25 protein-coding genes and 3 pseudogenes are annotated in these 26,864 nt (G+C 63.4%); 18 read left to right on the top strand and 10 right to left on the bottom strand.

All coding sequences use genetic code 11. From position 1 onward, the window contains the following. Positions 1-8: 8 nt before the first annotated feature. The 9 genes from trbE to NKJ28_RS09080 are packed head-to-tail and all read left to right on the top strand — an operon-like array spanning position 9 to position 8,392. Positions 9-2,516: a conjugal transfer protein TrbE gene (trbE, locus tag NKJ28_RS09120; RefSeq protein ID WP_352635107.1), complete on the top strand. Its 2,508-nt coding sequence runs from the start codon at positions 9-11 to the stop codon at positions 2,514-2,516. Next, positions 2,513-3,262 (top strand): P-type conjugative transfer protein TrbJ, encoded by a 750-nt coding sequence (trbJ, locus tag NKJ28_RS09115; protein WP_502902167.1) that lies wholly within the window; start codon positions 2,513-2,515, stop codon positions 3,260-3,262. Before trbE ends, trbJ begins: the two co-directional genes overlap by 4 nt. Before the next feature lie 12 nt (positions 3,263-3,274). Continuing rightward, entirely contained in the window at positions 3,275-3,643 is a 369-nt protein-coding gene (trbK-alt, locus tag NKJ28_RS09110; RefSeq protein WP_352635105.1) for a putative entry exclusion protein TrbK-alt, read from the top strand. Beyond that, positions 3,640-5,010: a P-type conjugative transfer protein TrbL gene (gene trbL / locus NKJ28_RS09105; protein WP_352635103.1), complete on the top strand. Its 1,371-nt coding sequence runs from the start codon at positions 3,640-3,642 to the stop codon at positions 5,008-5,010. The genes trbK-alt and trbL overlap by 4 nt, the downstream gene beginning before the upstream one ends. Further along, entirely contained in the window at positions 5,007-5,693 is a 687-nt protein-coding gene (trbF, locus tag NKJ28_RS09100) for a conjugal transfer protein TrbF (protein WP_352635100.1), read from the top strand. Before trbL ends, trbF begins: the two co-directional genes overlap by 4 nt. A 32-nt stretch (positions 5,694-5,725) precedes the next feature. Next, entirely contained in the window at positions 5,726-6,748 is a 1,023-nt protein-coding gene (trbG, locus tag NKJ28_RS09095; protein WP_352635098.1) for a P-type conjugative transfer protein TrbG, read from the top strand. Beyond that, complete coding sequence (locus NKJ28_RS09090) at positions 6,745-7,959, top strand: TraB/TrbI/VirB10 family type IV secretion system protein (RefSeq protein ID WP_352635096.1); 1,215 nt, start codon at positions 6,745-6,747, stop codon at positions 7,957-7,959. Before trbG ends, NKJ28_RS09090 begins: the two co-directional genes overlap by 4 nt. Next, on the top strand, positions 7,956-8,117 hold the full coding sequence (locus NKJ28_RS09085) for a DUF2274 domain-containing protein (protein ID WP_502902166.1): 162 nt from the start codon (positions 7,956-7,958) through the stop codon (positions 8,115-8,117). Before NKJ28_RS09090 ends, NKJ28_RS09085 begins: the two co-directional genes overlap by 4 nt. Next, the gene (locus NKJ28_RS09080) at positions 8,105-8,392 is read left to right on the top strand and encodes a DUF2274 domain-containing protein (protein WP_352572196.1); all 288 of its coding nucleotides are present in this window, start codon (positions 8,105-8,107) and stop codon (positions 8,390-8,392) included. The genes NKJ28_RS09085 and NKJ28_RS09080 overlap by 13 nt, the downstream gene beginning before the upstream one ends. 286 nt (positions 8,393-8,678) lie before the next feature. Here the strand turns inward: NKJ28_RS09080 and NKJ28_RS09075 are convergent, their stop codons facing one another. Beyond that, positions 8,679-12,074: an adenylate/guanylate cyclase domain-containing protein gene (locus tag NKJ28_RS09075; RefSeq protein ID WP_352635094.1), complete on the bottom strand. Its 3,396-nt coding sequence runs from the start codon at positions 12,072-12,074 to the stop codon at positions 8,679-8,681. Positions 12,075-12,433: 359 nt separating this feature from the next. Next, entirely contained in the window at positions 12,434-13,189 is a 756-nt protein-coding gene (locus tag NKJ28_RS09070; protein WP_352635092.1) for an SDR family NAD(P)-dependent oxidoreductase, read from the bottom strand. A 201-nt stretch (positions 13,190-13,390) separates the two neighbouring features. Between NKJ28_RS09070 and NKJ28_RS09065 the strand changes: the two genes are divergently transcribed. From NKJ28_RS09065 to NKJ28_RS09035, 7 genes are all read left to right on the top strand, one after another. Then, positions 13,391-14,272, top strand: coding sequence for an AraC family transcriptional regulator (locus NKJ28_RS09065; RefSeq protein WP_352635090.1), 882 nt, complete (start codon positions 13,391-13,393; stop codon positions 14,270-14,272). A gap of 387 nt (positions 14,273-14,659) precedes the next feature. After that, on the top strand, positions 14,660-14,842 hold the full coding sequence (locus tag NKJ28_RS09060; protein WP_023679139.1) for a hypothetical protein: 183 nt from the start codon (positions 14,660-14,662) through the stop codon (positions 14,840-14,842). A 220-nt stretch (positions 14,843-15,062) separates the two neighbouring features. Next, positions 15,063-15,995, top strand: a complete 933-nt coding sequence (locus NKJ28_RS09055) for a sugar ABC transporter substrate-binding protein (protein ID WP_352635088.1) — start codon at positions 15,063-15,065, stop codon at positions 15,993-15,995. A 67-nt stretch (positions 15,996-16,062) separates the two neighbouring features. After that, positions 16,063-17,118: an ABC transporter permease gene (locus tag NKJ28_RS09050; RefSeq protein WP_352635086.1), complete on the top strand. Its 1,056-nt coding sequence runs from the start codon at positions 16,063-16,065 to the stop codon at positions 17,116-17,118. Positions 17,119-17,121: 3 nt separating this feature from the next. After that, positions 17,122-17,901, top strand: coding sequence for an ATP-binding cassette domain-containing protein (locus NKJ28_RS09045; protein WP_352457238.1), 780 nt, complete (start codon positions 17,122-17,124; stop codon positions 17,899-17,901). Further along, complete coding sequence (locus tag NKJ28_RS09040) at positions 17,898-18,857, top strand: cyclase family protein (protein ID WP_352635084.1); 960 nt, start codon at positions 17,898-17,900, stop codon at positions 18,855-18,857. Before NKJ28_RS09045 ends, NKJ28_RS09040 begins: the two co-directional genes overlap by 4 nt. 22 nt (positions 18,858-18,879) lie before the next feature. Beyond that, a complete protein-coding gene (locus NKJ28_RS09035; RefSeq protein WP_352635082.1) occupies positions 18,880-20,355 on the top strand; it encodes an amidase in 1,476 nt (491 codons plus the stop codon). A gap of 16 nt (positions 20,356-20,371) precedes the next feature. Here the strand turns inward: NKJ28_RS09035 and NKJ28_RS09030 are convergent, their stop codons facing one another. Further along, complete coding sequence (locus NKJ28_RS09030) at positions 20,372-21,658, bottom strand: ROK family protein (RefSeq protein WP_352595144.1); 1,287 nt, start codon at positions 21,656-21,658, stop codon at positions 20,372-20,374. A 105-nt stretch (positions 21,659-21,763) separates the two neighbouring features. Here NKJ28_RS09030 and NKJ28_RS09025 point away from each other — a divergent pair, with 105 nt between their 5' ends. After that, positions 21,764-21,991 carry a hypothetical protein gene (locus tag NKJ28_RS09025; protein WP_502902165.1) on the top strand — a complete coding sequence of 76 codons (228 nt, stop codon included), beginning with the start codon at positions 21,764-21,766 and terminating at the stop codon, positions 21,989-21,991. A 34-nt stretch (positions 21,992-22,025) separates the two neighbouring features. On the opposite strand, the gene NKJ28_RS09020 is transcribed toward NKJ28_RS09025, so the two are convergent. The 7 genes and pseudogenes from NKJ28_RS09020 to NKJ28_RS08985 all read right to left on the bottom strand — a co-directional run bounded on the left by NKJ28_RS09020 (position 22,026) and on the right by NKJ28_RS08985 (position 25,902). Beyond that, positions 22,026-22,181, bottom strand: coding sequence for an RES domain-containing protein (locus NKJ28_RS09020; RefSeq protein ID WP_352635080.1), 156 nt, complete (start codon positions 22,179-22,181; stop codon positions 22,026-22,028). 14 nt (positions 22,182-22,195) lie between these two features. Beyond that, positions 22,196-22,357 (bottom strand): annotated as a pseudogene (locus tag NKJ28_RS09015) (ISNCY family transposase); the annotation flags it as partial. A gap of 412 nt (positions 22,358-22,769) precedes the next feature. Next, on the bottom strand, positions 22,770-23,129 hold the full coding sequence (locus NKJ28_RS32985; RefSeq protein WP_502902164.1) for an ATP-binding cassette domain-containing protein: 360 nt from the start codon (positions 23,127-23,129) through the stop codon (positions 22,770-22,772). A 20-nt stretch (positions 23,130-23,149) separates the two neighbouring features. After that, entirely contained in the window at positions 23,150-23,476 is a 327-nt protein-coding gene (locus tag NKJ28_RS09000) for an ATP-binding cassette domain-containing protein (protein WP_352635078.1), read from the bottom strand. After that, positions 23,473-23,838: pseudogene (locus tag NKJ28_RS08995) on the bottom strand (ATP-binding cassette domain-containing protein); the annotation flags it as partial. The pseudogene NKJ28_RS08995 and the gene NKJ28_RS09000, both read right to left, overlap by 4 nt. A 13-nt stretch (positions 23,839-23,851) precedes the next feature. Then, positions 23,852-24,022: pseudogene (locus NKJ28_RS08990) on the bottom strand (IS5/IS1182 family transposase); the annotation flags it as partial. Positions 24,023-24,156: 134 nt separating this feature from the next. After that, complete coding sequence (locus tag NKJ28_RS08985) at positions 24,157-25,902, bottom strand: adenylate/guanylate cyclase domain-containing protein (RefSeq protein WP_352635076.1); 1,746 nt, start codon at positions 25,900-25,902, stop codon at positions 24,157-24,159. A gap of 453 nt (positions 25,903-26,355) precedes the next feature. Here NKJ28_RS08985 and NKJ28_RS08980 point away from each other — a divergent pair, with 453 nt between their 5' ends. After that, on the top strand, positions 26,356-26,709 hold the full coding sequence (locus NKJ28_RS08980; protein ID WP_352635074.1) for a cupin domain-containing protein: 354 nt from the start codon (positions 26,356-26,358) through the stop codon (positions 26,707-26,709). The last annotated feature ends 155 nt before the right edge of the window (positions 26,710-26,864 follow it).

Genomic DNA, 26,864 nt, shown 5'->3' with positions numbered 1-26,864 from the left:
GTTTCGCCATGATGAACCTCGCGGAATACCGAAAGAAGAGTGCCAGCCTCGTCGATTATCTGCCGTGGGCTGCCCTGGTAGCGCCGGGCGTGGTGCTCAACAAGGACGGCAGTTTTCAACGGACGGCGCGTTTTCGCGGGCCGGATCTGGACTCCGCGACGCCGGCGGAGCTCGTCGGCACGACCGCGCGGCTCAACGGCGCGCTGCGTCGGCTCGGCTCCGGCTGGGCACTTTTTGTCGAAGCCCAGCGCAATCCTGCCAGCGGCTACCCAGACAGCCGGTTCCCGGATTGCGCATCCGCACTTCTCGACATCGAGCGTCGCGAACAGTTCGAAGACTCCGGTGTGCTGTTTGAAAGCAGCTACTTTCTCACCTTCGTGTGGCTGCCTCCTGCGGAGGAAGCGTCGCGAATGGAGAGCTTGCTCTACGAAGGCCGGCAAAAGACCGGTGTCGATCCGTGGGAGCTCCTGAAGAGTTTTGTCGATCGCACGGACCGCGTGCTCAACCTCATCGAGGGCTTCGTTCCCGAAGCTGACTGGCTCGATGATGGCGAGACGCTGAGTTACCTGCACTCCACCATTTCGACCAAGCGGCATCGCGTTCGCGTACCAGAAACGCCGATGCATCTCGATGCTCTGCTTGTCGATCAGCCGTTGGCCGGCGGGTTAGAGCCGAGGCTTGGCGATGCGCATCTGCGCACACTCACCATCACCGGGTTTCCGACGATGACCTTCCCGGGGATTCTCGACGATCTTAATCGCCTTGCCTTCCCCTACCGCTGGTCGACGCGGGCGATCATGCTGGACAAGACCGACGCGACCAAGTTGGTGACGAAGATACGCCGTCAGTGGTTCGCGAAGCGGAAATCCGTCGCCGCGATCCTCAAAGAGGTGATGACCAACGAGGCATCCGTTCTCGTCGACACGGACGCCGCCAACAAGGCGGCCGATGCGGACGCGGCGCTCCAGGACCTGGGCTCTGACCAGATCGGCGAAGCCTATGTCACCGCCACCGTTTCGGTCTGGGATGCCGATCCGTCGATCGCCGACGAAAAGCTGCGTCTGGTCGAAAAGATCATTCAGGGCAGGGACTTCACCTGTATCGCCGAAGGCGTCAACGCTATCGAAGCTTGGCTGGGCGGTATTCCTGGCCATGTCTATGCCAATATTCGCCAGCCGCCGCTTTCCACGCTCAACCTCGCGCACACGATTCCGCTCTCCGCGGTCTGGGCAGGTCCGATCGAGAACGAGCATCTTGGAGCGCCGCCGCTGTTCTTCGCCAGAACGGAGGGCGCCACACCGTTCCGGTTCAGCCTGCATGTCGGCGACGTCGGCCACACCCTCGTCATCGGCCCGACGGGCGCTGGCAAGTCGGTCCTGTTGGCGATGATCGCGCTTCAGTTCCGGCGCTACGAAAACAGCCAGGTCTTTGCCTTTGATTTCGGCGGCTCAATCCGCGCGGCCATACTCGCCATGAATGGTGACTGGCACAATCTCGGAAGCGATACCGCAAGCGGGCAAGGGTCTGACGATCCGTTGCCCTTGCTCACTTTGACCGATCTGTCGGACGACGTTGACACCGTGTCGCTGCAGCCGCTTGCCCGCATCCATCATACGCCGGAGCGGGCCTGGGCGGCCGACTGGCTTTTCGACATTCTACTGCGCGAAGGCGTGCCCATCACGCCGCAGGTCAAGGAACATCTGTGGTCGGCGCTGACGTCGCTGGCTTCTGCGCCCGTCCACGAACGGACGCTGACTGGCCTGTCCGTGCTGCTGCAGTCCTCGCCGCTGAAACAGGCGCTTGGTCCCTACTGCATCGGCGGCGCTTTTGGCCGGCTGCTTGATGCCGAGTATGAGCGTCTCGGCGAAGCCTCCGTCCAGGCGTTCGAAACCGAGGGCCTGATCGGCACGGGTGCTGCTCCCGCGGTGCTTGCCTATCTTTTCCACCGCATCGAGCAGAGGATGGACGGCCGGCCGACACTGCTGCTCATCGACGAGGGCTGGCTGGCGCTCGACGATGGCGGTTTCGCCGACCAGCTGCGCGAATGGCTGAAGACGCTGAGAAAGAAGAACGCCAGCGTGGTCTTCGCCACGCAGTCGCTTTCGGACATCGCCGGATCGCCAATCGCGCCGGCAATCGTCGAAAGCTGCCAGACGCGGCTGTTCTTGCCGAACGAGCGCGCTATCGAGCCGCAGATCGCCGAGATCTATCGACGCTTTGGTCTCAACGATCGTCAGATCGAGATCATCGCCCGGGCGATACCGAAGCGCGACTATTACTGTCAAAGCCGCCGCGGCAACCGTCTGTTCGAACTGGGACTCGGTCCGATCGCGCTGGCGCTCTGCGCCACATCGTCCAAATCAGACCAGGCCGCGATCGACCGGACAATCGTCGAGGCCGGCCGAGAGCATTTCCTCGAGGCCTGGCTAGCGGAGCGCGGTCTCTCCTGGGCGGCCGACCTCATCCCAGGTCTCACCAACGTGATCGACCGATCCACAAAGGAGCTTCCCTCATGAATTCCGTTCTTGCAGGTCGCCGTATCCGTCGCATGGCGGCAGCCGGCGCAATCGTCGTCGCGACGGCGCTATCATCGGCACCAGCATCGGCACTGATCGTGTTCGACCCAAAGAACTACGCCGAGAACCTGCTTTCGGCATCGCGTGCGCTGGAGCAGATCCACAACCAGATCACCTCGTTGCAAAACGAAGCGCAGATGCTGATCAACCAGGCGAAGAATCTCACTTCGCTGCCAACCTCGCTGCTTGGCCAGATCGAGGGCAATTTTTCCGAGATGAAGAGCTTGCTCGGCGAAGCCGAGAAGCTGGCCTATAGCGTCCAGGAGATCGAGAGCCAGTTTGCCTCCACTTACACGAATTTCGGTTCGGATCTCTCCAGCCAGCAGCTTGTCGAGGGTGCGCATCAACGCTGGCAGACCTCGGTGTCTGCCTTCGAGCATTCGCTGAAAACCGGCGCCATCGCAGTCGACAACATCGCCGGGACACAGGAGCAGACGAGTGCGCTGGTCAGCGCCAGCCAATCGGCTGTCGGCGTGCTGCAGGCGACGCAGGCCGGCAACCAGCTTCTTGCCGTGCAGGCCAAGCAAGTTGCCGATCTCACCGCGATGCTGGCCGCACAAGGAAGGGCCGAGGCCCTTGAGCAGGCGAGGAGGGCAGCCGCGCAGGAGCAGGCACGCGAACAGTTCAGCCGTTTCATGACGGACCGCAGTTACAGCCCGTCATCGGTAAAAATGTTCCACGACTGAGGCGAGAATCGCATGGATCTCAAGATCGCCGCCCGGATAGCAGCCGTTCTTGCCCTTGGCGCCGCCATGACCGCCGCCTTCATGGCGTTGCGCGGCGACGGCTCGCGGGACGCGTCCTCCCCGCGCTCCGCACATCCGGGCGGCGAGCCGGCAAGAGTCGAACTTGCCCGATGCCGGGACAGTGGCATGGCGGCGATTGACGACGACACCTGCAGGAAAGCCTGGGCTGAAAGCCGCCGACGCTTCCTGCGGCCATCTCGTCCCGTAGCGCCAAATGCGGCTCCGTCGATCGAAAAAGACACGAGGCGCCTGCCGCCGCCCCAACCGCCGACGACCTCTCGCGCGGAAGACCGGCTCAATCCGGAGACGGTGGCGCCATGAACGACACCGGCGTGATCGATCGCTTCCTCGAGACTTTCACTCGCTACATCGATTCCGGCTTTGGTCTGCTCGGTGGGGAAGTCGCGTTTCTTACTTCGACCCTGATTGTCATCGACATCACACTGGCCGGCCTGTTCTGGGCTTGGGGTGCTGATGAGGACGTGCTGCATCGGCTGGTGAAGAAGACGCTCTATATCGGCTTCTTTGCCTTCATCATCGGCAACTTCAATCGTCTGGCCGGGATCGTCTTCGAGAGCTTTTCCGGGCTCGGCCTGAAGGCTGGAGGCTCGGCACTTTCAGGCTCGGCATTGCTGCAGCCGGGCCGCGTCGCACAAGTCGGCATCGATGCCGGCAATCCGATCCTCGAAGCCGCCAGCCAACTGATGGGCTACGTCTCGTTCTTCGAGAATTTCGTCCAGATCGCAGTGCTTATGATCGCCTGGGCGATCGTACTGATTGCGTTCTTTCTTCTGGCCGTCCAGATCTTCGTCACGCTGGTCGAATTCAAGCTGACGACGCTTGCCGGGTTTGTGCTGCTCCCCTTTGCGCTGTTCAACCGGACCGCCTTCCTTGCCGAAAAAGTGCTCGGCAACATCGTTGCCTCCGGCGTGAAGATCCTGGTCCTTGCCGTCATCGTCGGCATCGGCTCGGGCCTGTTCGGCGAGTTCACCCAAGGCTTCGGCGCCGAACAGCCCACAATCACGGATGCGCTGTCGCTTGTCCTGGGCGCTCTGTCGCTGATGGGATTGTCGATCTTCGGTCCCGGCATTGCGACGGGGCTGGTCTCCGGTGCCCCGCAACTGGGCGCAGGTGCCGCTGTTGGCACGAGCCTGGTCGCTGGCGGCCTTGGCGTGGCCGGCGCTATGGGTGCCCGCGCCGGATCGAGCGGCGCAGCAGGCGGGCTCAGTGCAGGCGGGCGTATGTCGGCAGCAGCCGCACGCGGCGGCGCGCACCTGGCCGGCAGCACTTCGGCCGCCTGGGAACTTGGCGCAGCCACGTCTGGAAGAGGTGGTGCAGGCTCAGTCGCCGCCGGCATGGCGGGTGTCGCAAAGGCTGGTGCCAGCGCTGCCGTTCAACCCGTCAAGCAAGCAATGTCGCGCGCCGCTTCAGCTCTGTCCGATAGCTACGAGGCCGGCCGCTTGGCAGCTTGGGCTGCGACGAGTGGAGAGCGATCGTCGGGAACGGCTTCCTCCGGTGACTGGTCGACCTCCGAAACCAGTTCCGACGCCCCGCCCGCATGGGCAAAACGCATGAAGCGCAGCCAGGCCATGAGCCACGGCGCCAGTATCGCCGCCCATTCGGTCCACTCAAGTGATGATGGGGGCGGCTCGATGAATGTTTCCCTCGATCAGGACGACCGCCGATGACCCCCTTTAGACGCCCTTTTGTTCGTTACGGAAAAACGCCTCAACCCGAGACACCCTATCAGCGTGCAGCCCAGATTTGGGACGAGCGCATCGGCTCGGCTCGCGTCCAGGCGAAAAACTGGCGGCTGATGGCCTTCGGCTCGCTCGTCCTGGCCGGCGGTTTTGCATCCGCATTGGTCTGGCAGTCGACGCGCGGCTCAGTGGTTCCCTGGGTGGTGGAGGTCGACAAGTTCGGCGAAGCGCAGGTTGTCGCTCCGGCCGTTGCCGACTATGGGCCGACCGATCCGCAGATCGCCTGGCATCTGGCCCGCTTCATCGAAGAGGTCAGAAGCATTCCGGCCGACCCGGTCATCGTCCGCCAAAACTGGCTGCGCGCCTACGACTACACCACAGACCGCGGCGCCATTTCCCTCAATGATTATGCTCGCTTGAACGACCCTTTTGCCAAAGTGGGCAAACTCCAGATGGCCATCGAGGTTTCCAGCGTCATCCGTGCTTCGCCGGATTCCTTCCGCGTCGCCTGGATCGAGCGCCGCTACGAGAACGGCACCTTGGCCGGCACCGAGCGCTGGACCGCAATCCTCACAGTCGTGATCCAGCCAACCCGCGACGCCGACCGGCTGAAAGCCAATCCGCTCGGCGTCTACGTCAATGCCATCAACTGGTCGAAGGAGCTTTCATGATGTCTGCGGCACGAACATTGGCGAGACCGGCCATGCGCAATGGGCCCAGGGCGCGTATGTTTGCCCTGGCACTGCTGTCAGCAACGGCGCTCGCCGGCTGTGCTTCGAAAAAATACATTCCGCCGGAAATCGCCTACGACGATGCGGTGCCTGCGGTGCGCAGGGTCGAGCCGCCTGGTCCGGTCAAAGTGGTGGAAGTGCCGAAACCGCTTCCACTGCCTGGTCAGTTGAAACCAGTAGAGGCCACGAAGGTGAAGCCGGAGCCAGCCGATCCGAAGCAGCGGATCAGCCAGGCCAATGAGGCCGCACGCATGCAGCCGGTTCGCGGCGGTTTCGTCAATGCCATCCAGCTCTATCCCTGGAGTGAGGGCGCGCTCTACCAGATCTACGCCGCACCCGGCCAGGTCACCGACATCGCCTTGCAGCCCGGCGAGCAGCTTGTCGGCTCCGGGCCAGTCGCCGCAGGTGACACAGTGCGCTGGATCATCGGCGATACGCAAAGTGGGACAGGGGAGCGCCAGCAGGTCCATATTCTTGTGAAGCCGACACGGCCGGATCTGCAGACCAACCTCATCATAAACAGCGACCGCCGCACCTATCATCTCGAGCTCCGCTCGACCGAAAAGACCTACATGGCTTCGGTCTCCTGGCAGTACCCGCAGGACCAGCTGATTGCGCTGCGGCGCCAGAACGCGCAGGCTTCCGCCGCACAGCCGGTCGCGTCCGGCGTCGACATCCAGAAACTCAATTTTCGCTATCGCATCGAAGGCGACATGGCGCCCTGGCGGCCGCTTCGCGCCTTCGATGACGGTGCAAAAGTCTACATCGAGTTCCCGTCGGGCATAGGGCAAGGTGAAATGCCGCCGCTCTTTGTCATCGGCCCATCGGGCGGCTCGGAGCTGGTCAACTACCGTGCTCGCCAGAACTACTACGTCGTAGATCGGCTGTTTGCCGCCGCTGAATTGAGGCTCGGTGACAAAACAAGCGAAAAGCGCGTCCGCATCGTGCGCACGGACGGCAAACGAACCTCGCCCAGCACGAGGCTGTTCCGATGAGCGACCCTGCAAATGCACCCAACCAGGACATTCGAGCGGAACTGCGCCTTCGGCCCGAACCGGCCAGGGTCACGCGACTGTCGCGCAAGGTGCTGATAGGCGTTGGTGGAGTTGCCAGCGCTGCGATCCTCGGCACGTTGATTTGGGCGCTCGACACCAGAGAGCGCGGAACCGAACAGCCGCCCGAGCTCTTCACCACCGAAAACCGCTCAACGGCCGACGGGCTACAGAAGCTGCCGAAGGACTATGCCGGTGTTCCGCAACTCGGCCCCGCGCTGCCTGGCGATTTGGGCCGGCCGATCTTGCGTGCGCAGGAGCGCGGCCAGCCGATTGGGGCGTCCAACGTCAGTGGACCGCGCGCAGATCCGGAGGAGCAGCGCCGACTGGCCGAGATCGAGGCCGCACGCGTGGCGAAGCTCTTCACCGATACGAACACGAGACCTGGTCCCGCACGACAGGATGCTGGCACCAGAGTCATAGAACCGGTCACCCAATCTGGTCTGACTCCGCCGCTGGGGTCGCCACCGATCGATCCTGGCGCCGCGCAAAACGTGCAGGATCGCAAGCTGGCCTTCGTCAATGCCGAGCCAGACCGTCGCACAGTCAGCCCCAATCGGCTCGCCGAGAAGGCCTCGCCCTATGTGGTGCAAGCCGGCAGCGTCATTCCAGCTGCCCTTATCACCGGCATCCGCTCCGACCTGCCCGGCGAGATCACCGCTCAGGTCACGGAAAATGTCTACGACAGCCCGACAGGATCCCATCTCCTGATCCCGCAGGGTGCGAGGCTGATCGGCCAGTACGACAGCCACGTCGCCTTCGGCCAGTCGCGCGTGCTGCTGGTCTGGAACCGGCTGATCATGCCTGACGGCACCTCGATCGTGCTGGAGCGCCAGCAGGGCGCAGACGCTGAAGGATTTTCCGGGCTGGAGGACGAGGTCGACCTTCATTGGGGCCAGATGTTCCGGGCCGCAGCACTCTCGACATTGCTGGGCATTGGGACATCGCTTGGGTCCAGCGACGACGAAAGCGAAATCGCCAAGGCCATCCGCGAAAGCGCTCAGGATTCGGCCTCCGATATTGGCCAGCAGCTCGTGCGCAATCAGCTCAATGTCCAGCCTACGCTCACCGTGCGGCCCGGTTTCCCGGTTCGCGTGATTGTCAATCGCGACCTTCTTCTTGTGCCTTACGGCACGCCAAAGGATCCATCATGACCAAGCTGAAACTTTCCGCCATTCCCGATGACCGTCCGGTCAAGATCACCGTCGAACTGCCTGCCGCCGTTGATCGCGACCTCGTTGCCTATGTCGATTATCTGAACAGTCAACATGTCTTTGTCTCACAAGCAGGAGGTGAACCATGCCGGATCTGAGGCTCGGTCGGCTGCCGAAGGTTGGCGTCGTCCGCATGACCATCTCCCTGTCGGAACCGCTCAAGGAGGAACTCGACCAGTATGCAGCCGAACACAGCCGGCTCTACGAACCCGTGGACGCCGCAGCCCTGATTCCGCACATGCTGGAAGCCTTCGTCCGTTCGGATCGCGGCTGGCGCGGCCGTAAGGCGAAGGCCGGCCGTGCCCGTCAACGAGGGGCGTCTCCAGCCAGCAGTACGACACGAAGCGGTGCTGAAGGTGATGGCTCCGCCTGAAGCTGTCCTGGTGGCTTTACCCTAAGCGGAAGTTCGCTCGCCCTCGGTTGAACTCACAATCATGACCCTTTCGAGACCTTCCGGAGTCGAATTCTCTCCTTGAAAGCCGACATTGGCCGGAACCAGCACTCGTGACCCTGAGCGGTCGTTCAGTCTGCAAGATAGCCTCCCGAAAGACGACATCCGGTCAGACAGAGAAACTGCTGACCCGCGGCAACCGTCCACCCAACTCGCCATCGCTCCACGGTCCACCTCCACGAGCGGCTTCTGTCTCAGGCGGCTAGGGTTATTCCCGCCGAGCCGAGGGCGTGTCATATAGCGTAGCACGCTCCAGCTCGCTGAGCAGGGCCTCGGCCTCTCTGACGTCGGCGGTTTCGAAACCCTCGGTGAACCAGTCGCGAACGGGTGTCAGAAAACCGTGGGCTTTCTCCCCGGCGCCTCGCTCTGCCCACAGGCGTGCGAGCTGCGTCGCAGCTCGCAACTCCCACCATTTGGCGGCCTGCGCCCCGGCAGTCTCTACCGATTTACCGAAAGATTCCGCCGCCAAGTCGCCGTCGCGACCAGGCTCGCGCAAAGCACACTCCCCTTTCAGTCGGTACAGCTCGGCATCAAACCAACGCTCGCCGGTGGAAGTCGCACGCTCGAACGCGTCGTCGAGCACGCGTCGCGCATCTTCAACGTTGCCACTACTAAGGTAAGCCTCAGCCAGAATGGACTCGAAGTACGGCATCATCACCAGGTAACCGGCGTTCACGTCGTGCTCGTAGCAGGATTTGAGGGTCTCGAGGCCTTCGGTTGCATTTCCTTCAGCGATGAGTGCGGCAGCTCGAAAGCCCCGACCCTTGTTCAACATTGCAGGCATGGCCTTTTCGGACGCGAGAGCAATCAGGCGCTCGCTGTCGCGCCGAAGGGCGAGCCAGTCTTTGCACAAGTGGTAGTAGACGCACGTGTTGGCGAGAGCCAACACGATCGCGAAGGGCTGGCGCGTTTTCTCCGCAGTTTCCAGACCCTGCCGGCACCGCCGGTACCCCTGCTCGGGGTAGCCCAGAATGAGCAGCGTCCGGGCAAGGTAGAGGATCGGTCCGGCGTCGGCGATGTCCGCACCGAGCAGAGGGTCCAGGTCAGGTGCCCTTGTCGAGACCCGCTGCTCCAGGAAAGAGCGTGCGGTGGCAAAATCGCCCATCCAAAGGGCAACGAATCCGGCTGCGTCCGCTCCGATTGGGCCACCCTCGCCGTATGCGCGCGCCGCCGCGCGCATCAGTTCGTTGGCGACTTCGCGCGCGCGATCGAGCTCCGCGCGATTGTAGTAACAGAGAAACTCGCCGTAGCCGGCCCGGAGGTTCTCGTGCTCCGCTCCCGTTTGCCCTGCCAGGAATCGGGCGCGAGCATAAGCGGTGCCCGTTTCGACCGCCGCCGTGCCCCTAGCCGCCCGGAGCGCATCCCCGAGCGCAAGGCGGAGCCCGAGTTCAAATCGGTTGCGCTCCAGGCCTTCCGGCAGCGTTTCGAGAAGCGAGAGACCGTTATCGAGCTGGTCCAGCGCTTCCCTTGTCGCCGAGCGCATGATCGCCGTGCGTGCCGCAGCCTGATAATATGGCACTGCCTGCTCGACGAGCCCGGCCCTGCCGTAGTGGCCGGCGACGAGTTCGGGATGAGCTGTGGCCGTGTCCTTGAATCTGTTGACCAGCGCGTCGGCAATCGCGCCGTGCAGTTCCCGGCGGCGCCTTTTGAGGAGCGATTCGTAGGCGGCGTCCTGAATGAGAGCGTGCTTGAAGATGTGTGCCGGGCTGGCCGCGGTGCCGCCGCTCAAGATTAGCTCGGCTCCGATCAGTTCCGAGAGCGCCGTCTCCAGTTCACCGGCAGGCATGTCGCTCACGCTCGCCAGCAGCGCACGATCGAACTCCCGCCCAATCACGGCACCGACTTGCGCGGCATGCCTTGCGGAGGGCGGCAGGCGGTCGAGCCGAGCCATCAGCGCGTCCTGAAGTGTCACGGGAACCGTGACTGCAGGCAGAGATCCCAAAAGGTCGAAGTGATCTCCTGCGTCGACAAGGACGTTGAGATCGCGCATCGCCTTGGTCAATTCCTCGATGAACAGCGGAATGCCGTCGGTGTGCGCGACGATCTCGTTCAAGACTTCCTGCGGAAGACGCTTGCCCGCAACGGCCTCGGCCACTGCGGCCGCCTCAATCGGATCGAGCCGTTCGAGCACGATCCAGTCAACGTGTGCGCCGCTCCAGGCCGGCTTGAACTCCGGCCGGAAAGTGACGAGCAGCAGCACTGGCAATTGGGCGATCCGATCGTTGATGCGATCGACCAGTTCCAGCGTCGTCGGGTCGAGCCATTGTGCGTCCTCGACGACCACGAGCAGCGGATGCCGCGTCGCGAGCCCCTCAATCCAGTTCAGCAGCGCTGCAAACGTCATGGCCTTCCTCTGCTGAGGGGTCAGATCACGTAACGAATGCTGCTCGCCGGTTCGAACGCCGAGCAGATCGGCGATGACAGGGATAGCGCCGCTGGTATCGGACAAAGCCCTTCCCAGAAGAAGCTCGAGCTTCCTGAGCTGTGTTTCGTCCGGGTCAATGCTTGCAAACTCCGCGGAGCGCCGGATTTCCGAGATGACGGGCCGTAGCGCCGAGTTCGCGTAGTACGGCGAGGCGTCGAAATGGATTTCCTGGAGCCAGTCCCCTCTCAGTCGATCCCCGAGAAAGCGCACCAGTCTCGATTTTCCGATCCCGGGCTCCCCGGTTACGAGGACAACCTGGCCCATCGTTCGCCTGACCCGCCCCCAGCGCTCGAGCAGCAGATCGATCTCGCGGCCTCGGCCGACGAACGGCGTGAGTATCGTGCCGTGAAGTCCCTCGAACCGACTTTCACTGCGCCCGATGCCGTGGACCCGCCAGAGGGCTACCGAGGGGCCGATCCCCTTGATTGGCTGCCTTCCCAGGTCCTCCAGGTCGAAAATCCCTCCGACGAGGTGCCGGGTGGTTTCGGAAATCACAACCTGGTCCAGCCCTGCCGCCTGCTGCAGCCGTGCTGCGAGGTTCGGCGTCTCCCCGACGATCTCGTCCGGGCGCTCTGCCTCCCCTTCCCCTAGGCTTCCGATGACCACCAACCCTGTGGCAATGCCGATGCGTGCACGAAGGTGAGGAACCTCTTGCGTCTTGATTCCACCAGCTGCTGCCACAATGCGAAGGGCAGCCTTGGCCGCCCGTTCAGCCGCGTCCTCCTGTGCCTTCGGCCAGCCGAAATATGCAAGAACGCCATCGCCCAAGAACTTGGCGACGTGCCCCCCGAAACGGTCCACTTCTTCGGTTACCGCGCTTCGGTAACGCCGCATCACCGCCCGCAGCTCTTCGGGGTCGAGCTGACGGCTTAGCTCGGTCGACCCGACGAGGTCGACGAACATCACCGTGAGCTGCCGCCGCTCTGCCTCTGTCGGGGCGGATAAAGGCAGCGCCGTCTTCAGCGATGCGGATGCGCCGTTGGGCGTCGACTTCGAGGCAACGGCCAGAGATGCAATCGCATCGAGCAACTTGCGGCGGTGACCGACGGAGGTCACGCCGATCCCCGTCAGATCCTCGGCCGTCAGGTGGGCAAGAACCTCTTCACTGATATCGTTATCGCGGAAGGCCTTCTCGTATTGTCCCAGGCCGATACCGCGAAGCCAGGCGGCGACGTTCACGTCCCCCTCCTGCATGACGAGCAATCATACACCCAAAGCTATCACGTATCTATGAAAACAAGTTGGAGAAGGGTCGATTCGGCCGAGCCCGAACGTCCGGTCTAGGTAGCACCAGAAATGTCAAGTTCTGGCGCGACCGAGCCGGCGGTAGGATTCGGCTCTGCCGTACAGCCGCGGAGCGTTCTACGTCGCCGTTGGGTGGAGGACCGCTCTTCAAGTGTGGCTCTCGGAACGACGTGGTTGCCGGACATTCCGGTCTTTCAGCTTCAGTCGACGCCCAAAGGAGGCTTTTCCCGACGGCGGAATGACAATGCGCGCGGCTATACGGCCGCGCGCTTCAGTTGTCGGGGTCCGACTGATCAGATCGCCTGACCACCCGAAACCTCGATCCGCTGTGCCGTAACCCAACGGTTATCCTCGCCCAGAAGGCTTGCCACCATCGGCCCGATGTCGTCGGGCAGCCCCACGCGGCCAAGCGCGGTCATCCCTGCGAACTGCGCGTTGACTTCGGCATTGTCGCGCACCAGCCCGCCACCGAAATCGGTCTCGATCGCTCCGGGCGCGACCGTGTTCACTGTGATCCCGCGCGCACCCAGCTCTTTCGCCATATAGACGGTCAAGATTTCGACCGCCCCCTTGGCGGCCGCATAGGCCGAGAAGCCCGGATAGGACACGCGGGTCAGGCCCGAAGAAAAGTTCACGATCCGCCCGCCATCTGCGATGAGCGGCAGAAGCGCCTGCACGAGGAAGAAAACGCCCTTCACATGGACGTCGAACAGACCGTCGAACTGCGCCTCGGTGGTATCGCCGATTATGGTGAATTCGCCGTGGCCGGCATTGTTGATTAGGTAATCGAAGCTGTCGCGGCCCCAGGTCTCTTTCAGCGCCGCGCCCAGGGTCTCGGCAAAGGCCGCGAAGCTGGCGACCTCGCCGAGATCGAACTGCAGGGCAACCGCCTTACGGCCCAGGGCTTCGATCTCGGCCACAACCTCGCGAGCCTGAGATGCGTTGCCGCGATAGGTGACGATCACGTCGCGGCCATGCTGCGCGATGCTGACAGCGGTGTTGCGGCCGAGGCCGCGGTTGGCGCCGGTGACAAGTGCGATCTTGGTCATGCGGGAAGTCCTTTCATCCGAAGCGATGGGGACAACATGCGGCAAGAGCGTCTCCAGTTGTTGCCGATTCCTCGCGTAGTCTTGCCTGTTCCTGCAAATCTGGATCGGCCTTGCCGCAAAGATTTTCCAGAATGTCCGGATTTCTTGCCTGATCCTTCTTTAGTTCTTGCCTGAAACGCCACCACCCTTCAACTTGCCCCCATGAGCCGAACGCTTCTCGACCTTGTGCGCAGCTTTGCCGACACTCATGCCGACCGTTCCGGGGCGGCGTCGACGCCTATTCCCGGCGTGACCGCGATCCGCGCCACGCAGCCCGGCGAATTGCAGGTCGCTGTCAATCGGCCGCTGGTGGCCATGCTGTTACAAGGTGTCAAGCGGGTCACGATAGGGGCCGAGACATTGGAATTCGGTCCGGGCGAGTCGCTGCTGATCTCGGCCGATGTGCCCACGGTCAGCCAGATCACGCAGGCAAGCCTCGGCGCGCCCTACTATTCGCTGGTGCTGGAACTCGACCCCGTCCTTATGCGGGAACTCGCGGTCGAGATGGCGGCGGTCCCGGGCGATCCGTGCAAGCCTGTCCGAGTGGAGCCGACCGACGCAGATGTCGCCGATGTGGCCCTGCGCCTGATGCGGCTTCTGGACCGTCCCTCTGCCCTCCCGGTCCTGCAAGGGCCGTTGCTGCGCGAGATTCATTTCTGGCTTCTGGCGGGACGGCACGGATCGGCCCTCCGCAGCCTCGGCGGGGCCGATGGCCATGCACAACGCATCGCCCGTGCGGTCGCTATGATCCGCGAAAGCTATGCACGGCCGATCCGCATCGAGGAACTGGCCGAGGCCGCGGGGATGAGCACCTCGTCCTTCCACCAGCATTTCCGCCAGACCACCACGCTGTCTCCCTTGCAATTCCAGAAGCAGTTGCGCCTGATCGAGGCTCGGCGCCAGATGCTGGCCGATGGCATGAGCGTGAGTTCGGTGGCTTATGCGGTGGGCTATGAGAGCGTGCCTCAGTTCACCCGCGAATATGGCCGTCTGTTCGGCAAACCACCGGCCCGCGACATACGACAGGCACAGATGGATGCGTAGTCTGACTCTGCTTCAGAAGAAAGCGAGCGTCCGCTGTGGGCTCAATTGAGCCGTTCGTCGCGTCCGCCGCCGAGGACCGGAAAGGGTCGACACCTGCCGGAGCGTGAACGTCCCGTTCGGAGAACCGTCGGGAACGGCGGCTTATGGCGCGAACACGATCTCCAGCATTGTCACCCGCGATGTCCTCCGGGCGGAGGCTGAAGAGACTGCCACGGCACTTTTCAACCTCGCCAAGGAACACCTTGAACAGCTCAAGGCGAGGCCATCGACTTAAGCCTAGCTGTGCGTGTTTCGACATTTCGACGTCGCGGTGTCGGATTATTTGCATGCAAACCAGTTTTACGACGCTATCCTCCCATCCTCAACGGACCATTCTGGGAGGAATGCATGGCTGCGCATGAGCAACATGCCGTTGAAATCATTAGGGACAAAGAGTGGTCGGTTCGCGTGACGGTCAACGGCACCACCACCACGGTCCCTTTTACATCTGAGAGCTACGCGCGTTCGTTTGCAGACGGTCAGGCGTTCCGACTGGGCGTTCAGGTCGCGGAGATCAAGAAGGCGGCCTAGCTGCGCGCTTGCCCCAAGAGCCCCACAGCGATTGAACCTCGAGTCACCAAAGCCGGTTGAAATTAGCCGTTGCGCGGCATAAGAGCTTGTGCCAAATAGTTAGTACGTGGCTCGCACGAACAAACAGACTGACTGTGACGACCTGTAGATGGCGCCCAAGCTGGGCTGCTGCGCGGTCTGGAGGTGAGCCGGAACACTCGGTCAACAGGGGATACGCACAGTGAACCGCTTTCAGAAACTCTCGACCGCAGCGCTCGTCGCAGCATCCTTCACGTCGGCCGCCCTCGCCGCGAATGACAAGCTGACGATCGGCATCGTCACCTTCTCGACATCCGACGTCGACACAAACCAGATGGTCGACACGATGAGCCAGGAAGCCAAGTCTAAGGGCTGGTCGGTGGAAACGCTCAATGCCAATGGCGATCCTTCGCAAGCGATCACCAGCATCAAGCAGCTGGCAACCAAGAAGGTGGACGCCATCATCGTCACGGTCTTCGATTCGACGGGCCTGGCGGCCGGGCTCCAGGCGGCGGCGGACGCAAAGATCCCCGTGCTTTCGGCCGGCGGCGGCATGGCAGACGGGATCGCGCTATCTGCAAGTACCGGTGCTGCGCAACCGCTGATCGACTTGATGCTGAAGGACATCGACAAGTCCGGAACTGTACTCGACCTCACCTACCATCCCGGCATTCCGTGCCGCGAACGAGCCGACGCCTTCGATGCGGCGGTCAAGGCAAATCCGGGGCTCAAGGCGACCTCGCACGAGATCAGCATCCCGGGTGCTGCCGAATCCTCGCAGGCCGCGACCAGCGCCTGGCTTGCAGCCAATGCCAACGCCAAGGGGCCGTTCGCCATCTTCAACTGCTATGACGACAACGCTATGGGCGCGATCGCGGCGCTGAAGCAGAACGGCCGCAGCGACGTGAAGGTCTATTCGTTCAACGCCACGGCGCCCGCTGTCCAGGCTGTCAAGGACGGGACGATGACCGCCACGCTCGGTGTCGATCTGACTTCGGCAGGCAAAATGCTAGTCGATCAGATTCCCGACATCCTGGCAGCCGGCGACCAGTGGAAGCCCAAATCCTTCGTGCCAGGCTATACGCTCGTCACCAAAGAGAATGTCGACAAGTTCATCAAGGACAATCCGCAGTAAGCTCTCCTGATTGTGGGTCTGGGCCGGACTTGCCTGGCCGGGCCGGAGTGCTGTCATGAGAGCCGCCATGTCCGCTGATCATTCCCTGCCCGAAACCCACGCTCCGGCAGAGGCGCCCCGCGTCCTGACGTCAACGCAGACCGGCTATGCCTCCCCCAATGCCCGACAGCGGCGCGCGTTGCTCATGCGCCTGCTTGGAACCTACGGCACCATCATCGTGCTGGCGTCGATGCTGGGGATCTTCTCGGTGCTGGAGCCGGGGACCTTCGCAACCATCGGCAATTTTCGCAACATCGTAAACGACATGGCGATCGGCACCATTGTCGCGGCCGGCCTCACCGTGCCCCTCGTCGCCGGTGATTTCGACCTCAGTATCGGCTATGTCGCGAGTTTCTGCGGGCTTCTCGTGGTCGGGCTGTTGAGCAGCAGTGGCTTGCCGATCCTACCCGCCATCTTCCTTGTCGTCGGCCTCGGAACGGTCATCGGCATTGTCAACGGCATTGTCGTTTCGAAGATCGGGGTGAACGCCTTCATTGCCACGCTTGGCACGGGCACCATCGTCGTCGGGCTGAACTACGCCTATTCGGGCGGAATTCCGCTGCAACTCACCCAGTCGCGCGAATTCACAAATATCGCGATCGGCCGGATTGCCGGAGTGCCGCACCTCGTCATCATCATGGCCGTCGTGCTTGCGCTGCTGTGGGTGATCCTCAACCGAACAGTGCAGGGCCAACACATCAAGGCCATCGGCGTCAGCCCGGAATCAGCGCGCCGCGCCGGCGTCGCCGTCGATCGCAGCCGCATCGTTGCCTTCGCCATCGCCAGCACCTGTGCTGCTATAGGTGGCGTGCTGATGGCCTCCAATCTCGGCTCCGGCCAGGTGACGGCGGGTGACAGCTTCATGCTGACGTCGTTTTCGGCCGCCTTCCTAGGTTCGGCGGCGCTGCGAGAGGGTCAGTTCCATATCCTCGGCACCTTGATCGGCGTGCTGACGGTCGCCGTCGGCAACAACGGGCTGGCCATGATCGGCGCGCCGATCTTCACGCAGTTTCTGTTCACCGGCTGCCTTCTCGTCGTCGCCGTAGCGCTCGGCGGTATTGGCCGCCGCTATGCGAGGGGATAGGCCATGGCGCAGAAGATGCTGCTCAGCCTGCGCCGGATCTGCCGCAGCTTCGGCGGCATCCAGGCACTCGATGACGTTTCGCTGGACATCGCCAGGGGCGACATACTCGGCCTTGTTGGCGACAATGGTGCCGGCAAGTCGACGCTGATCAAAATCCTGGCCGGCGCGCATGACCCAACTTCCGGCGACGTGATCCTCGAAGGGCGGCCGCAAAAGTTGTCGCCGCCGTCCGAAGCGCAACGCCTCGGCATCGAGACGGTCTATCAGGACCTGTCGCTGATCGGCACGTTCACTGCCGCCGAAAACTTCTTTCTCGGCCGCGAGATTGCGCTTGGCCGCGGCCCGGCGCTGCTGCGCTGGATCCGCCGCAAATCGATGGGCGACATCGCGATGCGCGGCCTCGAGGAACTGCACATCGAGATCCCCGGGGTGCGCAGCAAACCGGTGGATCGCATGTCCGGCGGCCAGCGCCAATTGGTGGCGATCGCGCGCGGTGCCTTTTGGGGCCACAAGCTGCTGCTGCTCGACGAGCCCACCGCGGCGCTCGGCGTACGCGAATCCCGTGAGGTGCTCGACCTCATCAAACGACTCGGCGCCCAGGGGCTGACGATCGTCATGGTCACCCACAATCTCGATCATCTCTGGCAGGTGTGCAACCGCGTGGTGGTGATGCGCAGGGGCCGCAAGGTCGCCGATCTCGCAAGTTCCGGCACCAACATGGAGGACGTCGTCGCTTATATCACCGGCGCCAGGCAGCCGGCGACCGCGCAGGCGGAAGCATGAGCGCGGCTGAAACGATGACGCTGCGCCGGCTGCTGGGCAATGCGCCGAGCCGCTGGGGGCATTGGGGTGCCGACGACGAGATCGGAGCGCTCAACTATCTGACCGCCGACGAGGTCAAGCGCGGCCTGGCGTCGGTGCGGGACGGCCGCACCTTCACCCTCGGCGTGCCGGTCGGGACTTCTGAGGGCGATGCCGTCTTTCCCGGCCGCTGGCCGGCGAAGCATTTCATGGTCGCCGACAAGGCCGGCTTCGAGAACGGTCACTGGCAACCGCTTGCCGGCGGCCTCGAATTCGCAGACGACTATATCACCAGCTTCGCACAGGCCGGCACGCATTGCGACGCGCTCGGCCACATGTGGTTCGACGACACGCTTTGGAACGGCTTCGCGGCAAGCAGTACCAATGGCGGCATGACCAAGGCCAGCATCATGCCGATCGCGGAGCGCGGGATCGTCGGACGCGGCGTGCTGCTCGACATCGCCCAGTTCCGCGGCAAACCGGCCCTTGAGCGCGCTGAAACATTCACGCATCGCGACCTCATGGAATGCGCCCAGGCCCAAGCGGTCGATATCCTGCCGCGCAGCATCCTTCTCGTTCGCACCGGCTGGGTCGGCGCACTGGCGGCGGGAAGCCAGCGCGTCGGCGATGGATATTGGGAACCCGGACTGACCTTCAGCCTCGACCTCGTGCGCTGGTTCGACGAGATGCAGATCCCCTGTCTGGTTACCGACACACTGGCCAACGAGACAACCTACGAGCCCGAGACAGGGTTGATGCTGGTGCTGCACGCCGCGCTGATGCGCAATCTGGGCGTGGCGTTCACCGAAATGGCATCGCTCGACCTGCTGGCCGCCGACTGTGCCTCGGACCACCGCTACGAAGGCTTCTACTGCGCCAGTCCGGTCAAAGTGAGCAAAGGCACCGGCGGCGCGGCAAATCCAGTGTTCATCAAATAGCACCAACAAGGTGGAACGGCTTATGACTTCTGCAGACGACCAGATCTGTTTCCTGCCGGCCACGGAACTGGCCCAGCGCATCCGGCGCCGCGACCTGTCGCCGGTTGAAGTAACCGAGGCCTATCTGCGCCGCATCGAGGCGCGCAACCCGGTGGTCAACGCCTACACGCTGGTTCTCGGCGACCAGGCGATGGAAGCTGCGCGGGCCGCCGAAAAGGCCGTGATGGCAGGCGGTCCGCTTGGACCGCTGCATGGCGTCCCCGTCGGCATCAAGGACCTCGACGATATGGCCGGCGTGCCGACCTCGATGGGGTCGTGGGCGGTGCACGACCGGGTGCCCAAAACAAGTGCTGTGGCGGTCGAGCGCCTGCTCGACGCAGGCGCCATCGTGCTCGGCAAGACCAACACGCCGGAGTTCGGCCATAAAGGTATCACCGACAATCTGCGCTTCGGGCCGACCAGCACGCCCTTCGCGATCGGCTACAATTCCGGCGGCTCGTCCGGCGGCAGTGCGGCAGCGGTCGGCGACGGCATGGCGGCCCTGGCGCAAGGCACGGACGGCGGCGGTTCGGTCCGCATACCCGCCTCGTTCAGCGGCACCGTCGGCTTCAAGCCCTCTTTCGGCCGCATTCCTTCGGTGACTCGCCCCGACGCCTTCTTGTGGGGACATCCTCTGGTCCATATCGGACCGCTGACCCGCACCGTTGCGGACGCCGCGCTGATGACCAAGATCATGGCCGGGCCTCACAACCGCGACCCGTTCTGCCTGCCGGATCACGGCGTTGATTATGTCGGCGCCGTTGCCGGGCGGACGCCGAAACTGCGCGTGGCCTACAGCCCGCGACTAGGCAATTTTCCGGTCGAAGCCGGGGTCGCCACCGTCGTTGCCCGGGCAGTCGATGTCATGCGAGCACATGGCATTGAGGTTGATGAGGTCGAGCTCGATTTTAGGGCCGATCACAAGGAACTGGCTGCGCTTTGGGTGCGCACGATCTCGATCCACTATGCTGCCATCGCCGTGTACTGGAAACAGGAGGGCATCGACCTAATGGGCAAGCACGCCAAGGTGCTCACCCCGCAGTTCCTCGCCATGCTGGAGGGCGCCTACAAGGTGTCCGCCGTCGACCATGCGCTCGACGATCTTTTGCGCACCGGCGTCCTTGACGGCCTCGAGGATGTATTCGAAACCCATGACCTGATCGTCTCGCCGACGCTGGCCGTTCCGCCCGTCAAGAATGCCCCCGACGGCAACACGATCGGGCCGACATCGATCAATGGCGAGGCGGTCGATCCGCTGATCGGCTGGTGCATGACCTATCCGATCAACTATACCGGCCATCCGGCGATTTCGGTTCCGGCCGGCCTGACGGCGCAGGGCCTGCCAGTCGGCCTGCAGATCATCGGGCGGCGGCACGCCGACGAAACCGTTCTGGCGATGGCGGCTCAGTTCGAACGTATGCAGCCCTGGTTCCAAAGCTATCCGGGGCTCGCTGGATAGTTGGGTGTCGGAATACCTAGATCGGAAGCTGCAGCAGCTCGGAAATCACCAGACCGGCTGCGCCTAGGAGGGCGGCCCGGTCACCTGCATCGCCGGCAATGAATTCGATCGCGCCGCCGGGTCGTGACGGAACCATGGCGCGGACATGCTCCGCGATTGCGCCGAGCAGGCAATCGCCGCCGAGCACGACATCGCCATGCATGATGAAAATGTTGGGCGCCACCGTCTGCTGCAGATTGGCGATGCCGACGGCGACGTTGCGGGCATAGCGGTCGAGCAGCTCAGCCGCTCCCGGCAGCCGCCGCGCCGCCATGTCGACGAGGCGGGCCGAGTCGATCAGGTCTGGCTCTGGCAGAGCCGTGCGGGCGGCCTCCCGCCGGAGCCAGCTCAAGGTGGCAATGGTGTCCCAGCAGCCGCGCCTGCCACAGCGGCAGGGCTCGCCGTCGAGCTGCACGAAAGTGTGTCCGAGTTCGCCGCCTGCGCCTGCCGTGCCACGATAGAGGTGCCCGTCGAAATAGAGTGCGCCGCCCAGCACCTCGCCCGTGTAGACGACCGCGAATTGCCTGACGCCGCGCCCGGCGCCGAACCAGCGGTCGCCGACCAGCAAGGCGCGCGGATGATGGTCGAGCTTGACCGGCAGGCCGAAGCGTCGCCCGAGATCGTCGGCGAGCGGGTAGCGGTCGAGCGCCGGCGCGAGATTGACAGCGACGATCGACCCGCGATCGGTGTCAACCATGCCGCCGACGCCAACACCGATCCCGAGAGGCATGCGCCGCGCCCTGGAGAGAGTGTCGCCGACGCATTCAGCGATCGACTCGATGATTGGCCGGACCGGCCCCCTGCCGTCCGGCAGGGCCATCTTGCGTTCCGATTCGATCTTGCCGTCGAGCGTCGCCACGCAGGCATGCACGGCATCCGGCATCAGCAGCACACCGCAGATCGGACGGGCATTGGGCGAGAACCACAGCGGCCGGGCCGGCTTGCCGCCGCCCGGACTGGGAGGAACCGGGTCGCTCTCGACCAGCACCTGATCGTCGATCAGCGGCTGCACGATTCCGGAAATGGTGGTGCGGTTGACCCCGGCCAGGCGGGCCAGTTCAGCCCTGCTCGTCGGCCCAAGATCGAACAGGGCCTGCAGCACACGGCCGCGATTGGTCGAGCCGACCATCGAGGACGACAGCAGCGCCTTGCGCCGGCGCGAAACCCGCTCCGCGCCGGACGCATCGCCGGGCGGCGTGAACAGAGCGCTGCGTCCGCCATTCGGGCGCCCATCGTCGGTATCGTCCATCGTCGGGTTTTTCATAAGGGGCATCCTGCCAGCTCTTCTAACCCAGGACCTTACCGGTTTCGAGCACTTTGTGCGAGCAGGCAACAAACTCGTGCATTGCCAGGACAAGATGCGTCGCAAATGTTCAAAGACACGCCAGCTCGGCGTCTCCTGACTAATTGGTGTCACAATAAGTTCCTGACCCACTTCGGCTTTGACACGTTGCGCGACCTGCCGGATTTCAAGGCACTCGAGGACGCTGGCCTGCTGTCCAAAGACAAGCTGCTCGCCGACGATATTCCGGTTGGCCAGACGAGCGGGGAGCGTGATGGTGAGGTGGACATCGTCGCTGAAGGCGAGATGCCATGAGCAGACAGGCTTCTCTCTTCGACTCTCGGCAATCTCACGTCCAGGACCGATCGCGTGGCAATCGGTGATCGGGATCATGGACTTCAACCACATCGCCTTCGACAAGATTGGCTGGAAAGATCACCAGATTCGTCCCGCCGGCATGACGCAGCGACGGAAACAAAATACCGCGTAGCCCCTCGATGATCACCTGGTCTGCGAGCTTCCGGTGGCCTTGACGTCGACCCGCACCAAATCGCGCGCCACCAAGCCAAGCAGGTCGCGATGCTCATCCAGCCATTGCGACATCGCCTTCAACTCGCGACCGATCTCGTGCGTGGCGAAAAGATCGAATATGCTGGCTTGGACGGTGCGTTCTTGGCGCATTGTCGGCTCCGGCGGTGGCAGGGCTTTGGAATCAGTCGCATGATCCAAGATACCTGAAACCGCCGGGCCTTGCTCGCGCAAAGCCGCGATTCACCAACAGAATCAACTGTTTGCCGTTGATGGACGGGAACTAGCTAGCACTTTTTCACGATGATTTCGCCCGGCGTCGCTGACCAGACTGGCAAGCCACGGACGCTGGGATCGTCGAACGTCGGCATGCAAAAGGAAAAAGACAGGACGTTGGTGGTTTCAGGTTTTGCGATGGTTTCGAGGTGCGAGAAGTCGGCTCGAGCATTGGCGCGCAGAGCGGCTACCTCGCTGCCCCTTGCGTCCGGGCGTCTATAAGTAATCTCTAGTAAACGAGCTGAATGATTAGGATTGCGACCGCAAGAGCAGAAGTGCAAATGCCCTCTCACGCTCCACCCATATAAATATCCATGATCTGCCGATCGTCGCGCACATCCTGAGGCTTTCCCTCGAAGCGCCTTTCGCCGGCCGCCAGGATGTAAAGCTTGTCTGCCATCGGCATCGCCTCACGGATATTCTGCTCCACCATCACGATGCCGATGCCGTGCGCGGTGAGGCTGCCAATGCGCTCGAGCGTCTCGATGACCATGGCCGGCGATAATCCGGCGGAAGGCTCATCGAGCAGAATGAAGCGCGGTTCCGAGACCAGCGCTCGCCCCAGCCCAAGCATTGCCTGCTCGCCGCCAGAAAGCGAACCGGCCGCGGTTCGCCGTCGCCGCGCCAAAGAAGGATATTGCTCGATCACCGCCTCGATGCGCTGTTCGACTAGCCGGCTGTCCGCGATGGCATGCGCAAATTCTCTATCACTGTGAGGCGCGGAAACACACCGCCGCCCTGCGGCATCAGCACCAGCCCCTGGCGCACCACCTCATGGACGGCAAGGTTGGAGAGCGTTGCATCGCCCAGGCTGGCCGTGCCGCTCCACACCGGCAGCGCGCCGGCAATCGCCTTGAGCAGGGTCGACTTGCCACAGCCGTTCGGTCCGAAGATGCAGGTGATCTTACCAGCCTCCGCGCTTAGCGAAACGCCATGGACGATCTCCTGCTTGCCGTAGCCGGTGACGATGTTTTCGGCGGTGAGGGTGGTGCTCATTGCGGCCGCCCCAGATAGGTCTGCATAACTTCCGAATTGCGAACGATGTCGTTAAAAGAGCCGCTGGCCACGACGCGCCCTGCATCCATGACGATGATGCGATCGCACACGTTGCGTACCATCTCCATGTCGTGCTCGATGACCAGGAAGGTGATGCCGTGTTCGGGCAGCCGCGCGATGGCCTCTAGGATGATCTTGCGGATGTTGGGATGCACGCCCGCCGTCACCTCGTCGAGCAAAATGAGCGTGGCCTGGCGCATGATGACACGCCCGAACTCCAGCAGCTTCTGCTGGCCGCCCGAAAGGTCCGAAGCGCGATTGTCGGCGACATGGTCCAGCGTGAGCAGCGCCAGCGTTTCGGCTGCCCGATCACGGGCAGGCCGCGCAAGCTGCGGTCGACCAGCAGCGACGCAGCGTCATGCCATTCTCGACGTTGCTGTAGTGGTAGGTCAGCAACGCTCCGGACGGGCAGCGATAGACATCCTGATCAGGTAGATAGGCGAAGTCCTGCTTGCCGAACCGTCCGTCGGCCTTCGCGCCGGCTGTTCACAGCTGCTCTACGCGCTCAGTCCTCGGACAAGCCGGCCAGAGAACTATCCTTCCAGAAGCGACACGGGATCAAGGGACGTCGCCTGGCCGGACGTGACGCGCAGGAGAGGGCATCTTTGCAAACGCGACGATCACTCCGGCACGCCGGAGATGCCCAGCGCCTCGACGTAACGCTCGGCGAACACCTTGTCCCGCCACGGGTTGATCTGTCTCTGCAGGGTGAGCGTGTAGGTCGGGAACGCCTCCATCAGCCGCCGCGCCGCCGCCTGCGCTTCGTCCAGCCGGTTGAGTTTGACCAGCGCCATGATCACCACCCGGTGCGAGGAGCCGTAATTCGGCATCTCGCGCAGCGCTCGTTCTCCCCAAACCAGCGCTTCCTCGTAGCGTTCGAGCATCAGGTAGCTCATCCCGATGCCGGAGAGCGCGATGCCCTTCTCGGGGTCGACCGGACTCAGCCGCATTGCCCTGTGGAAGTGCTCGATCGCGACGAGGGGGTGGCCGGAATGGGCGTTCACCCAGCCGCTGCCCGTATGGCCCTGCGCCGAATTGGGGTTAAGGAGCAGGGACCGTTCGATCGTGTCCAGCGCCGTCTCGTAATCCTTGGCGCTGTAGGCGATCACCTGCGCGGCGAAACGCAAGCTTGTCGGGTCGTCTCGCGCGTCCGCCAGCACCTCGCGAGCCATGCGCACGGCGACGCGGATATCGTCGGGCTCGTGCCAGCACTGACTCACCGACAGGCTGCGGATATAGGCACCGAGTGCCTTCGCCAGGGTGAAGCCTGGGTCGATGCTGAGCGCCTCGTTGGTGAGCCGGCGCACGTCGGCGAAGCCTTCGCGCGTCATGCTGTAGAAGCGCGGCAGCGCACGAAGGTAGAGGTCGTAGGCACCGATGTAGTCGGTCGGCTTCATGCGCGCCTGCTTGATCTCCTGCAGCCGGATGCTCGGTTCGACAGCGCCGACGACGCTCTCGGTCACCTTGTCCTGCAGGTCGAAGATATCGCTCACGTCGCCCTCGAAGCGGTCGGCCCAGACATGGTGTCCGCTGATCGCGTCCACCAACTGCCCACTGATGCGCACCCGCGATCCTGCTCTGCGGATGCTGCCTTCGAGCACGTAGCGGACGCCCAGCTCGCGCCCGACCTGGCGAAGGTCCACCGCCCGGCCCTTGTAGGTGAAGGACGAGTTGCGGGCGATCACGAAGAAGGAGTTCACCCGGCTCAATCCCGTGATGATGTCCTCCACCAGCCCGTCGGCGAAGTATTCCTGGTCGGGATCGCCGCTCATGTTGGTAAAAGGCAGAACCGCGATCGAGGGTTTCGCGGGCAGCGGAGGCGATGCAGCCACCGAGGCACCGGCGTCGGTCTCGACGCGGTAGGCGCGCACAGGCCGCTCGATGTTCTTGAGGCGCAGGTCGCCGAGCGGCGTGAAGCCGCAGTCGAGCTTGCCCTGAAGGTGGTCGTAGGCGGTGCCTGAGACGACCACGGTGCCGGGGTCGGCGATGCTGTCGAGGCGGGCGGCGATGTTGACCCCGTCGCCGTAGAGGTCGCCGTCCTCCTCGCAGACCACGTCGCCGAGATTGATGCCGATGCGCAAGCGAATCCGCTCTTCCTCGGGCATCTCCGCCTCGTGTTCTGCCACGGCCTGCTGGATCGCCATCGCCGAGGCCACCGCGTTGACGACGCTGGCGAACTCACACAGCATGCCGTCGCCGGTGAGCTTGACGATCCGACCCCGGTGCTCAGAGACCAGCGGTTCGAGGAGGTCCTTGCGGTAGATCTTCAGCCGCTCGAGCGTGCCGCGCTCGTCGCGCTCCGTCAGGCGCGAATAGCCGACCACGTCGCAAACCATGATCGCTGCGAGGTGACGCTGCGTGGTCATTGCACCGCTCAGCCAAGCGCCTGCACGCGGGCCGCCCCGCGTCCATGTCCTGCCAACTTCCAGACGCCCCATGTGCATGGTATCCGTCTCTCCCAGTCGCCGCCCGTCGCCGATACAGAACGGAAAACGCAGCTCGACCTTGCCTTCACGAGATTTCGCTATCCCGCTTGCGAGGCGTGGAGCGTTCCAGTCGCCGCGCTAACAGCCAACCGGCGACACGCCCACGCAGCCTCTGGGGACGCTGACACGCCACTCCCAGAAGGCCGGAGATATTTGCTGCCCTTGGTAACCGGTTGACGCCACCGTCGCGGTGCTTTTGTCACCGCGATGTAACAGCGAGATGGCCCTACGAACGCGCGCATCGGGCATCACACCAGACGTTCGCGCTTAGAGGTGCTGAGGTCGGAAAGTGGCGCGTTCTTCCGCTTGGCGAACGCGTAACAATGACCCTCGTTGCTGCCGTTTAGTCGCAAAATCCCAAAGCCCGGATCAGGTGACGCGCATCTACTGTTCCGAGACACCGGCCGCGCGGTGCGAGGCCATGTCTGCGGCTGTCCGCTCGACATCACTACGGAACTGCGTTCTAAACCAGGACGTGATGGTGAAGGTTGGCCGCGCCGCGACAAGCTGCGCCGCCCCGTCCGACGAGCTTCTTCGATGCGCCCCGCCTGCTCCTGGATCATCATGATGTATTGGCATGGCGCGATCCCAACTACGGCAATGTCGCATATTGCTATTCAGGAATCACTCGATTGCAAGGCCGTCGAGCGGATGGAGAAAGTCAGCGACGAACAATACCGCCGCTGAACCTTACCGGGGCCGCAGCGTCTCGCACTTGGCGAAGTCTTGCGCTGCCGAGTTCTGCAGTGACAGGCACGCTGCCAACTCACCCCAGCCAATACCTCGGCCCCGGCCCCTTGCGTCCTGCCATATCGGCAGGGTTCGCAAGGCTACACCGGTCG

This window comes from Mesorhizobium sp. M0145 (assembly GCF_040322355.1).
Taxonomy (GTDB): Bacteria; Pseudomonadota; Alphaproteobacteria; order Rhizobiales; family Rhizobiaceae; genus Mesorhizobium.
This window is presented reverse-complemented; position numbering and strand designations above follow the sequence as displayed.